This window comes from Nocardia pseudovaccinii (assembly GCF_050942345.1).
GTDB lineage: Bacteria > Actinomycetota > Actinomycetes > Mycobacteriales > Mycobacteriaceae > Nocardia > Nocardia pseudovaccinii.
The window spans coordinates 3,189,314-3,201,633 of record NZ_CP192074.1; the positions used below are offsets into that span (position 1 = coordinate 3,189,314).

Below are 12,320 nucleotides of genomic sequence, written 5' to 3' on the forward strand. Positions count from 1 at the left end.
TGCGATCGGCTCGGGGATCGCCTGAGCGGAAAGGAGATTCACCATGACGGCGCCGATTCGTCCCGGTGAACAGTTCGCCAGCACCGTATGCGGCACGCGGGTGGTGGTGGTCCGGGCGCCCGCCGACGCTCGGCCGGAAATCGCGTGCGGTGGCGCGCCCATGGTGCCCGCGGCCTCGGCCCCGCCCGGGAAATCAGCGGGGGCCGATGCGGTCACGTTGATCGGGAAACGCTATGTCGACGACGCGGAGACCGTCGAGCTGCTGTGCACCAGTTCGGGCACCGGTGAGCTGACCTGCAACGGGACCGCGATGACCCTCAAGGCCGCCAAAGCGCTGCCTGCCTCCGACTGAAAGGGGTTGCCCCGTGCGCGACGACACGAACGTCGGAGGCATGAATTTCGAACTCACCGAGGATCAACAGCTGATCCGCAGCACGGTCGCCGAACTGTGCCGCAAGTTCGACGACCAGTACTGGATGGAAAAGGACCAGGCGCACGAATTCCCGACCGAGTTCTACAACGCCATCGCCGAGGGCGGCTGGCTCGGCATCACCATCCCGGAGGAATACGGCGGACACGGGCTGGGCATCACCGAGGCCACGCTGCTGGCCGAGGAGGTGTCCCGATCGGGCGGCGGCATGAATGCGGCCAGCTCGATCCACATGTCGATCTTCGGCATGCATCCGGTGATCGTGCACGGATCCGCGGAATTGAAACAGCGGACGCTGCCGCGCATCGCCACCGGTGATCTGCACGTGTGCTTCGGCGTCACCGAACCCGGTGCGGGCCTGGACACCACCCACATCACCACCTTCGCGCGCCGCGATGGCGACCACTATGTCGTCAACGGCCGCAAGGTGTGGATCTCCAAGGCGATGGAGTCGGAGAAGATCCTGCTGCTGACCCGCACCCAGCGCTACGACGAGGTCACCAAGAAGACCGACGGCATGACGCTGTTCCTCACCGACCTCGATCGCGCGCACGTCGATATCCGGCCGATCGCGAAGATGGGCCGCAATGCCGTCACCTCCAACGAGGTGTTCATCGACGGGCTGCGTATCCCGGTCGAGGATCGAGTGGGGGAGGAGGGCAAGGGATTCAGCTATCTGCTCGACGGCCTGAATCCCGAGCGCATGCTGATCGCCGCCGAGGCGCTCGGGCTGGGCCGGGTCGCACTCGACCGGGCCACGAAATACGCCAGGGAGCGCGTGGTATTCGGCAGGCCGATCGGCATGAACCAGGGCATTCAATTCCCACTCGCCGATTCGCTGGCCCACCTGGATGCCGCGGAATTGGTGCTGCGCAAGGCGACCTGGCTCTACGACAACGGGAAATCGTGCGGACGCGAGGCGAACACCGCCAAATATCTGTGCGCCGACGCGGGATTCACGGCGGCCGACCGGGCCCTGCAGACCCACGGCGGCATGGGTTACGCCGAGGAATACAACGTAGCCCGCTATTTCCGGGAGGCCCGCGTCATGCGGATCGCCCCGATCAGCCAGGAAATGATTCTGAACTACTTGGGCTCCCACACGCTGGGCCTACCCAGAAGCTATTAGCAGAGGCAGGAAATAACCGAATGGCAGCCAAGAACGGACTTTTCGAGCTGACCGGGCGGGCCGCGATGGTCACCGGCGCGGCGGGCGGCATCGGCTCGGCGGTGGCGCAGGCCCTCGCCGCGCAGGGCGCGGCGGTGCTGGTCACCGACGTCGATGCGGACGCGGCCGCGGCCGTCGCCGAGAAGATCATCGGAAACGGTGGTAGCGCGGCGAGTTTCGCTCTCGACGTGTCCGATCGCGCGGCCGCCGACGCGGCCGCCGCCAAGGCCGCCGAATTGGCAGGCGGCACACTGCATATCGTGGTGAACAACGCCGGGGTCACCGATCCGCACATGTTCGCCGACACCAGTGCCGACTCGATGCGGCGCCTGTACGAGATCCACACGCTGGGCACCTTCAACTGCTCGCAGGCGGCCTTGCCGTACCTGCCGACCGACGGCACCGGGCGCATCATCAACGTCACCTCGTCGGCCGGGCTGGTCGGCACGCTGGGGCAGGTCAACTACTCCGCGGCCAAGGCGGCCATCATCGGCATCACCAAATCCCTGGCTCGCGAATTGGCACGCAAGAACATCCTGGTGAACGCGCTGGCGCCACTGGCGGCCACGCCGATGACCGAGACCATTCGCACCGGCGACAAGTTCGCGGCGCAGATGCTGAACCGAATTCCGTTGCGGCGCTGGGCCGATCCCGCGGAGGTGGCCGGCGCCTTCGTCTTCCTCGCCTCCGATGCCGCCTCGTTCGTCACCGGGCAGGTGCTGCCGGTGGACGGCGGCATGGTGATGTGATGCCGGATACGGCGCAGGGACCATTGGCGGGTATCACCGTCGTCGCCCTGGAACAGGCGGTGTCGGCGCCGATGTGCACCCGCACACTCGCCGATTTCGGCGCCCGCGTGATCAAGATCGAAAACCCGGACGGTGGCGACTTCGCCCGGTACTACGACGATGTGGTCGAGGGGCAGGCGGCGCATTTCGTCTGGGTCAACCGCGGCAAGGAATCGGTGACCCTCGACCTGAAAACGCCTGCGGGCGTGGCGATTCTGCATCGCCTGCTGGATCTGGCCGAGGTACTGGTATCGAATCTGGCGCCCGGTGCGACCGACCGGCTCGGTCTCGCACCGGCGGATCTGGCCGAGCGGCACCCGGATCTGATCGCGGTATCGATCGACGGATTCGGCTCGGGTGGACCGCTGTCGCACAAGCGCGCCTACGACCTGCTGGTGCAGGCCGAATCGGGGGTGTGCGCGGTCACCGGATATCCGGATGCCCCGGCGAAACCGGGCCCGCCGATGGCCGATGTCATCACGGGACAGTATGCGGCGCTGTCGATTCTGGCATCGCTGTGCGGACGACAGCGCCGGGGATCCGATGCGGGCGCGACGATCGCGGTCAGCCTGTTCGACACCATGGCCGATGTGATGGGCTATCACCTCACCTACGCCAGGCACTCCGGAATAGATATGCAACCGCTGGGCATGAGCTCGGCGGCGGTCGCGCCCTACGGTGCCTACCGCACCGCGGACGGACAGACCGTGGTGATCGGCACCACCAACGATCGGGAATGGCAGCGGCTGGCCCGCGACATCATCGACCGCCCCGACCTGGCCGACGACGAGGGCCTGCGCACCAATCCGGACCGCTGTAAGCGGCGCGACATTCTCGATGAGGCCATCGGATCCTGGTGCGCCCGACACGATCTCGCGCGGATTCAAGAACTCGCCGACGCGGCCGGGATCGGCAACTCGCGCTACAACCTGCCCAGCGAGGTCATCGCCCACCCGCAACTGTCGGCCCGCGATCGCTGGCGCAGCATCGACACCCCGTCCGGCCCGATCCCGTCGCTGCTGCCACCGGCCATTGTCGACGGTTTCGATCCACCCATGGGCGCGGTTCCCGGACTCGGCGAGCACACCGACGCCGTACTGTCCGAAATCGGCTGCGGCGGTGCGGAAATCGATGAACTCCGCGCGGCGGGTGCAATCGGTCCGGCATATCGGCAACCCGCGGGGCGGGCATGAGTTCGCTGCTGACCGAGGATCGTGACGGCGTACGGACCTTGACACTGAATCGGCGGCATCGCAAGAACGCGATCGATGCCGAACTGTGGCAGGCGCTGGCGGATGCGCTCCGGGCCGCCGCGGCCGATCGCACCGTGCGAGCGCTGGTGCTCACCGGGGCCGGTGGCGCTTTCTGTTCCGGCGCCGACATTTCGGTGCCCGATAACGGGCATCCGGTCTATCGCATGCGGGCATTGACCGATGTGGCGTTGCTGCTGCACGAGCTGCCGATGCCGACGGTCGCGAAGGTGAGCGGCGTTGCCGTCGGCGCGGGATGGAATCTGGCGCTCGGCTGCGACCTGGTGGTGGCCACGCCCGAGTCCCGTTTCTCGCAGATCTTCGCCCGCCGCGGCCTTTCGCTGGATCTGGGCGGCTCGTGGCTGCTACCGAAACTCGTCGGGCTGCAACAGGCCAAGCGGTTGGCATTGCTGGGCGAAATGATCGCCGCCGAACAGGCGCGGGAACTGAATCTGGTGACCTGGGTGGTTCCCGAGCACGAAATCGACTCCTGGGTCACTGATCTCGCCGCACGGCTGGCCGCAGGCCCGCCGGTGGCGCTGGCACAAACCAAGGCCCTGCTCAACGCGGGTGCCGATCACACTCTGCGCGAAGCGCTCGCCGGGGAGGCCGCCGCGCAGGGCCTCAATTTCGCCACCTCGGACGCCCCGGAGGCATTCGCGGCCTTCGCCGAGAAACGAGAACCACAGTTCGACGGTCGCTGGACCGTGCACAGACCACCGGTCCGCGGCGCGGGCCGGTCCGAAAACGGGAGTACAGCAGATGCGTGAGGTAGTCATCGCCGGAGCGGTGCGGACCGCGATCGGCAAACGCAATGGCGGACTGTCGGGTACGCATCCCGCCGATCTGTCGGCGATCGTGCTCAATGCGCTTGCGGGCCGCACGGGCATCGACCCGGCGGTCATCGATGACGTCATCTGGGGTTGTGTCTCCCAGGTCGGCGACCAGTCCAGCAATATCGGGCGCTATGCGGTGCTCGCCGCGGGCTGGCCGGAGACCATTCCGGGCACCACGGTGAACCGGGCCTGTGGATCCAGCCAGCAGGCCCTGGATTTCGCCGCGCAGGCGGTGGCGTCCGGTGCGCAGGAGGTCGTGGTCGCGGGCGGCGTCGAGGTGATGAGCCGGGTGCCGCTGGGTGCCGCGCGCGCCGACGGCATGCCCTATGGCCCGAAAGCTCTTGCCCGCTACGACAATTTCGCGTTCAACCAGGGCATCTCCGCCGAATTGATCGCGCAGAAATGGGGTTTCGACCGCACCCGGCTCGATGAGTTCTCGGTACTGTCGCACGCACGGGCCGCCGCCGCTCAGGATCGCGGCGCGTTCGAGGAGCAGATCGTCGCCGTCGCAACCGATTCCGGGACGGTGAGCGCCGACGAGGGCATCCGGCCCGGCAGCACGGTCGAGAAACTGGCCGGGCTGAAACCGGCTTTCCAGGCCGATGGTGTTATCCATGCCGGTAACTCGTCGCAGATCTCCGACGGTGCCGCGGCACTGTTGGTGACGACGGCGGAAAAGGCGCGCGAGTTGGGGCTGACGCCGCTGGTGCGTTATCGGGCCGGTGCGGTCACCGGTGCCGATCCGGTACTCATGCTGACCGGTCCGATTCCGGCCACCGAGAAGGTATTGCGCAAGGCCGGTATCGGTCTGTCCGAGGTCGGCGTCTTCGAGGTGAACGAGGCATTCGCCCCGATCCCGCTGGCCTGGCTGGCCGAAACCGGGGCCGACCCGGACCTGCTCAATCCGCTGGGCGGGGCGATCGCCCTCGGCCACCCGCTCGGCGGATCCGGCGCCGTACTGATGACCCGGATGATCCACCACATGCGCGACAACGGAATTCGCTACGGCCTGCAGACCATGTGCGAGGGCGGCGGCACCGCCAACGCCACCGTCGTCGAACTCGTGCACTGAAGGAGCCGACCGTGCGACGAGACATTTTCACCCCAGACCACGACGCATTCCGGCAGCTGGCCCGCGAATTCATCGATAAGGAGGTGGTGCCGCACTACCCGGACTGGGAGCGGGCCGGGCAGATGCCGCGCGAAATCTTCGAGCGGATGGGCGAACTCGGCTTGCTCGGCACCGCGATCCCCGAGGAGTACGGGGGCGGCGGCATGCGGGACTACCGGTTCAATGCCGTGCTGCAGGAGGAGGCCTACCGCGCGCTCGTCACGCTCAGTACCGTCCGCACCCAGATCGACGTGATCCTGCCCTACTTCTTGGAATACGCCGACGCCGAGCAACGCGAGCGCTGGTTTCCGGGTCTGGCCTGCGGCAAGCTGCTGACCGCGATCGCCATGACCGAGCCGGGCACCGGCTCCGATCTGGCCGGTGTTCGCACCACCGCGGTTCGCGACGGCGAGCAGTACATACTCAACGGCGCAAAGACATTCATCACCGGTGGTCTGCTCGCGGATCTGGTGATCGTAGTGGCGCGCACCTCGTCGGATCCGGACAATCGGCGCGCGGGCCTGAGCCTGATCGTGGTGGAAAGCGGCCGAACCGGATTCACCAAGGGCCGGGTGCTGGACAAGCTGGGCTGCAAGGTGCAGGACACGGTGGAACTGGCATTCGACAATGTGCGCGTCCCGGCGACGAACCGGCTCGGCGCGGAGGGGCAGGCATTCACCTATCTCGGCCACAATCTCGCTCAGGAGCGGATAACGGTGGCCGTCGGATCGGTGGCGCAGGCCAGGTCCGCGATCACCGCGACGATCGAATATGTGCAGCAGCGCAAGGTTTTCGGCCAGCCGGTGGCGGCCTACCAGAACACGAAATTCGAGCTGGCCGCGCTGTCGACGGAGGTGGAGGCGGCCCAGGCCATGGTCGATCGCGCGGTGCTGGAATTGGTCGAGGGTCAGCTCTCGGGTGCCGATGCCGCGCGGGTCAAGCTGTTCTGCACCGAGGTGCAGGCGCGGGTGGTCGATCGCTGTCTGCAACTGTTCGGCGGCTACGGCTACATGACGGAATATCCGATCGCCCGGCTCTACGCCGATGCGCGTGTCGCGCGCATCTATGCCGGTACCAGCGAGGTGATGAAAATGATCATAGCTAAATCTCTCGGTCTGTGATCCAGCCCAAAAATTGGGCTACCTGAGACCCTTGTCACAGCCTCGGAACCAACCTACTGTGTCTTCAGTAGGTTGATCGAACGAAGGAGTTCGGTGTCCGATCCGGAAGCCGGTACCCCGCGGCCATATGAGACTTTGCTGGCCAAAGGCGAGTACCGCAAGCTGCAGATTCTCTCCGTCGCACAGCGACTGCTCACGCGCAACGGCTGGCGTAATACGACGCTGGCGCAGATCGCGCGGGAGGCCGGGGTCAGTACGGCCGGGGTGCTGCATCACTTCGAGTCCAAGGAACAGCTGCTGCATGCGGTACTCGAGGCTCGCGACACCGACGACGAACTCCATTCCGACCGCCGTCGCGATCTGATCGAGCAGCTCGAAAACGTCGTCGACCGGTTCCGGCGCTCGCCGGATCTGGTCGGCATGTTCACCGTGCTGCTCGTCGAGAATCTCGACCCGGACGCGCCCCTGCACGATCGCCTGCTCGGTCGGTACCGAGCCGCCGTCGCCACCATTGCCGGCGGCATCCGACGCGGTCAGCGCGCCGGCCGATACCGCACCGATCTGGACCCTGCCGTCAAGGCTGTGGAGATAGTCGCATTTCTCAACGGGATGGAAACCTCATGGCTGCTCGACCCCTCGATACCACTGAACCGGGTATTCACGGAGTACGTCCGCTCGCTCGAGCGCGAGCTCATGCCCGCAAGCACCCTCTGAGATATCGGCTGGCGGTCATCGCCCCCGATATCGCCGATGTGGTGCGGTACTCGGGAGGTTGGCTATTCGACCGCGCGATGGCCGGGTGGGAGGTGACGGTTTGCGTGGGCGACGTCGCCGATATCCGACCGCTGCGGATCCTCGGGGCAACCGTGCTGGATCTGGAGACCTCGATGGCATCGCTATCGGATGCGGGTGTGTGGCCGAACGGAATGGCCATCGCCGCAGAGCTTTTCGAATCCGATCCGCGGGTCCGCCAGGGGGTGCTGAAGAACATCGAGGATCGGTCGTTCGAAGTGACGGTGTGGGGCGCTGCCTGTCCGAGTGAACTCGATTGCCGGACCGAGGGAGTGCAGCACCGGCTGAGCGTGGCAGCGCGAGCCTTTAAGGCGCGGGCGTTGGCGGCGTTAGGCCAACCGTTCGATGTGCTCGAGGATGTGGAGATGTTCCGCTGCAGCGAAACCCAGGATCACCTGGCGGCGGATCTGCTTCCGGTGGGGTGAGTTTCTGACATGTGTGGATCTGTCCGGTAGGTGAGCGGTGGCGTCCCGTGGAATCGCCGGGGGCGCCACACGGGACGACATCGGGTGTGTCCCAAGCTATTCCGGCGATTCTGGACCGATTTCGCTGGATCGAACATATTTGCGATTTCTTCGAGTACGGTCGCGCGCATGGTCAGCTCCCAGCACGAGGCTATGCACCACCTCTTCCGGCAGGATCCGGGCGTATTCGCCCGTACGATCCGTGATTTGGGACTGCCGTTTCCGGATCCGATCGATGTCGCGCTGCTGCCGACCGATCTCACCGAGATCGACCCGTTGGAGCGTCGCGTCGATACCCTGCTGCGGATAGAGACTGCGGAAGGAGCGTTTCTGCTGCTCGTCGAAGCCCAGGGACACGAGGACAAGAAGAAACCAAGCTCCTGGGCTTACTACTTGGCACACCTGCACGCTAAATACCGGCTACACCCTGTGCTGCTGGTCGTGTGCCAGGACACTTCCACGGCCACTTGGGCCCGTGGACCACTCGCCATCGGTCCACCGCAATGGACCAGTCTCATCGTTCACCCACTGGTATTCGGCCCGGACAATGTTCCCGTGGTGACCAACCTGGACGCCGCTGTCAAAGACATTCCGCTGGCGACGCTCTCGGCAATCACACACGCCGCCGACGATTCCGTCATCGGTGACATAATGAACACGCTGGCCACCGCACTGCACAGCATCGATAACCCCGACGACCGTGTGATCTTCACCGAACTAACCGCACTCGGATTGGGCAAAGGCCCGGCCGGACAGACCTGGAGGCAGTTGATGGCCGTGGATACCTCGTTCTTCCGTTCCGAATACTGGCAGGAAGTTCGTGCTGAGGGGCGTGTTGAGGGGCGTGTTGAGGGGCGCGCTGAGGGGCGCGCTGAGGCCCTTCTGCAGCTATTGGCACTGCGTGGGATTGCGGTATCCGATGAGATGCGTGCCCGCATCGCTTCTTGCGCGGATCGTGACCAACTTGCCGACTGGTTCGAGCGCGCCCTCAGGGCCGACTCCATCGACGACCTCTTCGCGTAGGACGCACTGAGCGCACGGGAGGTTGTTGATGGCGGTGCCGACGTGGTTCCTCCGTTCCGAGTGGTGGCAGGCAATCCGTGCTGCGGGCCATGCAGAAGGTCGCGCTAAAACTGAGGTCAAAATTTGGGCCGCATCCATCTTGCGGATCTTGGAACTGCGTGAGATGGCGGTACCCGAGGATGTACGTGCCCGTATTGCAACTTGCACAGACCTTGACCAGATGACTACCTGGTTCGAGCGCGCTGTCGAGGCCGACACTATCGAGGAGTTCATCGCATAGGGTGCCTCGCCCACTGGTACGGCGGGTTTGGAGCAGATATTGCCCACGATGATGCGGTCGTGGTCGGATGTGCCGCCGCGCCCTCCACTATGTCTCGATCACATCGTCGACCTAGTCAGTGTGATTCGGGTTGGTGGTCAACAGGTTTCGTTGCGCCGGGCTAGGCTTTCGGATCGAGCAGGATTTTGCCGATGGCCTTCCCGTCGGCGACGCGCCGTAGTGCGGTGGCAGCCTCGGTGAGCGGATACACCGCGCTGATGTGCGGAAGTACCCGGCCGATGGTGAGCAGTTCCCGCAATTCGTCCTCGTTGCGCCGGAATTCGTCGGGATCCAGATCCTGGAATTGGAAGCCGAGCACGTGAATTCCCTTGACCAGCACCAAATTCAGCGGGATCCGCGGGATCTCGCCGGAGGCGAAGCCGACGGTGACGAACCGACCGCCGCGGCGCAGCGACCGCAGCGCGGGCTCGGATAGTCGCCCGCCGACCGGGTCGACGACGGCATGGGCGCCGTCGGGCAGTGCTTGCTTCAGCGCCGCGCGCAGGTCACCGCTGGTGTGGTCGATCAGTCCGGTGGCACCGTGAGTCGCTGCGGCGCTGAGCTTTTCGGCGGAGGATGCGACGGCGGTGACCTCGGCGCCCAAATGCACCCCGAGTTGCACCGCCGCAAGGCCGACGCCGCCACCGGCCCCGAGTACGAGCAGCCGGTCCCCGGGCTGCACCCGGGCCACCGAACGCAATGTGTGATACGCCGTGCGGTAGGCGACGCCGAACGCGGCCGCGCGATGGTCGTCGACTCCGTCGGGGATGCGGCCGAGTCCCGCGGCGGGCACGGTGACCTCTTCCGCGAACGCCCCGACGATCCCGGTGCCGGTGACTCGGTCGCCGATGGCGAATTCGGTGACGTCGTCGGCGGTTTCGGTGATCGCACCGGCGAATTCGCTGCCGGGCACGAACGGTGTCGGCACCTTGATCTGATATTCGCCCGCGATCACCAGCACGTCCGGGAAATTGACCGCGGCCGCGCCGACCCGCACTCGAACCTGTCCCGATTCGAGTGCGGGCGCCGCACGGTCTTCGATGCGCACGACCTCCGGCGGCCCGTAGGCCGGGCAGATCACCGCGCGCATCTCACCGTCCTCGCCAGTTCGGCGTGCGCTTCTCGGCGAAGGCGCGGGCGCCCTCCCTGGCGTCTTCGCTGCCGAATACCAATGCCTGCCATTTGCCGAGTCGATCGGTGGCCGCTTCGGCATCCGAAACCGCCAGGCGGGCAAGCTCTTTCGAAGCGGCCAGCCCGAGTGGCGCGTTGGCGGCGATCCGCTCGGCCAAGGCCAGCGCGGTCGAGAACACGGCATCCGGTTCGGCCACCGCGTTCACCAGACCGATCCGCTCGGCGCGCTCGGCGTCGACGAGATCACCTGTCAGCAGCAGTTCGAGTGCGATGCCGAGCGGGATCCGGGTGCCGATGAAGGTACCGCCACCACCGGCGAAGAGTCCCCGCTTGACCTCGGGGAAGCCGAATTTCGCCGCCGCGGACGCCACGATCAGGTCGCAGCCCAGTAGTAGTTCCAGTCCGCCGCCGACGGCGCTGCCATTGGCCGCGCCGATCACCGGGACACTCACCTGCCCCTTGGCCAGCCGCCCGTAGGCCTCGGCTTCCGCGCCCTTGCCGAAGTCTTCGCCACTGGCGAAGGCGCGCAGATCCATTCCCGAGCAGAAGGCGCGATCGCCGGTGCCGGTGAGCACGACTGCGCGCACCAGCGGATCGGCCTCGGCCGCGATGATCGCCGCGCCGATTCCGCGCATCATGGTGCCGGTCAACGCATTTCGCGCATCCGGACGGTTGAGCCGGACGACCATGACCGGGCCGTGCCGGTCGAGGACGAACTCCGCATCGCTCATGACTCCGCCTCGCTGGCGCTCGGCTCCGTCACGAGCGAGTGCTCGGCTGTGTTGATTGTTCGCTCGCTGCGCTCGCTCATGACTCCGCCTCGCTGGCGCTCGGCTCCGTCACGAGCGAGTGCTCGGCTGTGTTGATTGTTCGCTCGCTGCGCTCGCTCATGACTTGTACTCCGTACTCTCGGCCAATTCGGCGGCGGCGCGCATGGTGTCGACCACGATCGGCCCGAACGCCGCCAGCTTGACGTCACCCTTGGCGCGTTGGAAACCGCGCTCGAGCACGATGGCCAGCTTCCATTTGGCCAGGATCAGGTAGTAGTCGATATCGTCGACCTGGCGTCCGGACACCTGCGCGTAGTGCGCGAGCATCTGGTCACGCGAAGGCATGTACTGCATATTGGCGTAGCCCTTGGTGGCAACAGCCGGGTCGCTGGTGTCTTCCGGCCACCCCTGCAGCATCCAGCCCAGATCGAGCTTCGGGTCGCCGACCGTCCCCATCTCCCAGTCCACCAGCGCCGCGAGCCGCGCCGGTCCGCCGTGTTGGAACATCACATTGGCGAACTGGTAGTCGCCGTGCATCAGGCCGGGAATGTAGTCCAGCGGGCGGTGGGTGCGCAGCCATTCGGTGGCCACGTCCATGCCGTCGAGCGTGCGCGCGCCATCGATCTTGTCGTAGAAGCCCAACCACCGCGATACCTGTCGCTCGTGGTAGCCGTCCGGACGGCCCAGATCCTGCAGGCCCTTCGCCTGCCAATCCACCTTGGACAGCAATGCGATTCCCTCGGCCAGTTGGTAGCCGAGCCCGGCCCGCGCTTCCAGGTCGGAGTCGAACGGCTCCGGCCATACGCCGCGATGGTCCATCGGCGACCAGCCGTCGACGAAGCCCATCAGGTAGAAGGTGCGGCCGAGCACGCCGGAGTCGGTGCAGACTCCGACGGCGGCGGTATGCGGGACGTCGGTGCCGTCGAGGGCCTCGATGATCCGCCACTCGCGCAGAATGCCCGCATCCCGTTCGGCGGGCGCCTCGGCAGGTGGGATGCGCAGCACGCTGACGTGTTCGCCGCGGCGGATCTGATAGATCTCGTTCTGGGTTCCGCCGGACAGGAAGCGGGTTTCGAGGGGTTCGCCCTTACCGGGCAGGCCCTGGCCGTCCATCCAA

14 protein-coding genes are annotated in these 12,320 nt (G+C 66.1%); 11 read left to right on the forward strand and 3 right to left on the reverse strand.

Features of this window, described 5'->3' with window-relative positions; all coding sequences use genetic code 11:
- The first annotated feature begins 43 nt into the window (after nt 1–43).
- The 11 genes from ACQPZ2_RS14175 to ACQPZ2_RS14225 all read left to right on the forward strand — a co-directional run bounded on the left by ACQPZ2_RS14175 (nt 44) and on the right by ACQPZ2_RS14225 (nt 9,263).
- Complete coding sequence (locus ACQPZ2_RS14175) at nt 44–352, forward strand: hypothetical protein (RefSeq protein ID WP_433525948.1); 309 nt, start codon at nt 44–46, stop codon at nt 350–352.
- Between the two features lie 40 nt (nt 353–392).
- On the forward strand, nt 393–1,559 hold the full coding sequence (locus ACQPZ2_RS14180; RefSeq protein ID WP_433527420.1) for an acyl-CoA dehydrogenase family protein: 1,167 nt from the start codon (nt 393–395) through the stop codon (nt 1,557–1,559).
- Nucleotides 1,560–1,579: 20 nt separating this feature from the next.
- Entirely contained in the window at nt 1,580–2,347 is a 768-nt protein-coding gene (locus tag ACQPZ2_RS14185; protein ID WP_433525949.1) for an SDR family NAD(P)-dependent oxidoreductase, read from the forward strand.
- Nucleotides 2,347–3,579 carry a CaiB/BaiF CoA transferase family protein gene (locus ACQPZ2_RS14190; RefSeq protein ID WP_433525950.1) on the forward strand — a complete coding sequence of 411 codons (1,233 nt, stop codon included), beginning with the start codon at nt 2,347–2,349 and terminating at the stop codon, nt 3,577–3,579. The genes ACQPZ2_RS14185 and ACQPZ2_RS14190 overlap by 1 nt, the downstream gene beginning before the upstream one ends.
- Nucleotides 3,576–4,406: an enoyl-CoA hydratase/isomerase family protein gene (locus ACQPZ2_RS14195; protein ID WP_433525951.1), complete on the forward strand. Its 831-nt coding sequence runs from the start codon at nt 3,576–3,578 to the stop codon at nt 4,404–4,406. The genes ACQPZ2_RS14190 and ACQPZ2_RS14195 overlap by 4 nt, the downstream gene beginning before the upstream one ends.
- Entirely contained in the window at nt 4,399–5,544 is a 1,146-nt protein-coding gene (locus ACQPZ2_RS14200) for a thiolase family protein (protein ID WP_433525952.1), read from the forward strand. The genes ACQPZ2_RS14195 and ACQPZ2_RS14200 overlap by 8 nt, the downstream gene beginning before the upstream one ends.
- Nucleotides 5,545–5,555: 11 nt before the next feature.
- The gene (locus ACQPZ2_RS14205; RefSeq protein ID WP_433525953.1) at nt 5,556–6,704 is read left to right on the forward strand and encodes an acyl-CoA dehydrogenase family protein; all 1,149 of its coding nucleotides are present in this window, start codon (nt 5,556–5,558) and stop codon (nt 6,702–6,704) included.
- Between the two features lie 93 nt (nt 6,705–6,797).
- Nucleotides 6,798–7,418, forward strand: coding sequence for a TetR/AcrR family transcriptional regulator (locus tag ACQPZ2_RS14210; protein ID WP_063039525.1), 621 nt, complete (start codon nt 6,798–6,800; stop codon nt 7,416–7,418).
- A 104-nt stretch (nt 7,419–7,522) separates the two neighbouring features.
- A complete protein-coding gene (locus ACQPZ2_RS14215; RefSeq protein ID WP_433525954.1) occupies nt 7,523–7,921 on the forward strand; it encodes a hypothetical protein in 399 nt (132 codons plus the stop codon).
- Between the two features lie 168 nt (nt 7,922–8,089).
- Nucleotides 8,090–8,983: a hypothetical protein gene (locus tag ACQPZ2_RS14220; RefSeq protein ID WP_433525955.1), complete on the forward strand. Its 894-nt coding sequence runs from the start codon at nt 8,090–8,092 to the stop codon at nt 8,981–8,983.
- Between the two features lie 28 nt (nt 8,984–9,011).
- Nucleotides 9,012–9,263 carry a hypothetical protein gene (locus ACQPZ2_RS14225; protein WP_433525956.1) on the forward strand — a complete coding sequence of 84 codons (252 nt, stop codon included), beginning with the start codon at nt 9,012–9,014 and terminating at the stop codon, nt 9,261–9,263.
- A 160-nt stretch (nt 9,264–9,423) separates the two neighbouring features.
- On the opposite strand, the gene ACQPZ2_RS14230 is transcribed toward ACQPZ2_RS14225, so the two are convergent.
- From ACQPZ2_RS14230 to ACQPZ2_RS14240, 3 genes are all read right to left on the reverse strand, one after another.
- The gene (locus tag ACQPZ2_RS14230; RefSeq protein ID WP_433525957.1) at nt 9,424–10,392 is read right to left on the reverse strand and encodes an NADPH:quinone oxidoreductase family protein; all 969 of its coding nucleotides are present in this window, start codon (nt 10,390–10,392) and stop codon (nt 9,424–9,426) included.
- A 1-nt stretch (nt 10,393) separates the two neighbouring features.
- Nucleotides 10,394–11,164, reverse strand: coding sequence for an enoyl-CoA hydratase-related protein (locus ACQPZ2_RS14235; RefSeq protein WP_433525958.1), 771 nt, complete (start codon nt 11,162–11,164; stop codon nt 10,394–10,396).
- A gap of 156 nt (nt 11,165–11,320) precedes the next feature.
- On the reverse strand, nt 11,321–12,316 hold the full coding sequence (locus ACQPZ2_RS14240) for a phosphotransferase family protein (protein WP_433527421.1): 996 nt from the start codon (nt 12,314–12,316) through the stop codon (nt 11,321–11,323).
- Nucleotides 12,317–12,320: the final 4 nt, after the last annotated feature.

Bases quoted from the DNA above. Each gene is read 5' to 3' on its own strand.
- ACQPZ2_RS14175 (WP_433525948.1), top strand. From the start codon at position 44: ATGACGGCGCCGATTCGTCCCGGTGAACAGTTCGCCAGCACCGTATGC.
- ACQPZ2_RS14180 (WP_433527420.1), top strand. From the start codon at position 393: ATGAATTTCGAACTCACCGAGGATCAACAGCTGATCCGCAGCACGGTC.
- ACQPZ2_RS14185 (WP_433525949.1), top strand. From the start codon at position 1,580: ATGGCAGCCAAGAACGGACTTTTCGAGCTGACCGGGCGGGCCGCGATG.
- ACQPZ2_RS14190 (WP_433525950.1), top strand. From the start codon at position 2,347: ATGCCGGATACGGCGCAGGGACCATTGGCGGGTATCACCGTCGTCGCC.
- ACQPZ2_RS14195 (WP_433525951.1), top strand. From the start codon at position 3,576: ATGAGTTCGCTGCTGACCGAGGATCGTGACGGCGTACGGACCTTGACA.
- ACQPZ2_RS14200 (WP_433525952.1), top strand. From the start codon at position 4,399: ATGCGTGAGGTAGTCATCGCCGGAGCGGTGCGGACCGCGATCGGCAAA.
- ACQPZ2_RS14220 (WP_433525955.1), top strand. From the start codon at position 8,090: ATGGTCAGCTCCCAGCACGAGGCTATGCACCACCTCTTCCGGCAGGAT.
- ACQPZ2_RS14225 (WP_433525956.1), top strand. From the start codon at position 9,012: ATGGCGGTGCCGACGTGGTTCCTCCGTTCCGAGTGGTGGCAGGCAATC.
- ACQPZ2_RS14230 (WP_433525957.1), bottom strand. From the start codon at position 10,392: ATGCGCGCGGTGATCTGCCCGGCCTACGGGCCGCCGGAGGTCGTGCGC.
- ACQPZ2_RS14235 (WP_433525958.1), bottom strand. From the start codon at position 11,164: ATGAGCGATGCGGAGTTCGTCCTCGACCGGCACGGCCCGGTCATGGTC.
- ACQPZ2_RS14240 (WP_433527421.1), bottom strand. From the start codon at position 12,316: ATGGACGGCCAGGGCCTGCCCGGTAAGGGCGAACCCCTCGAAACCCGC.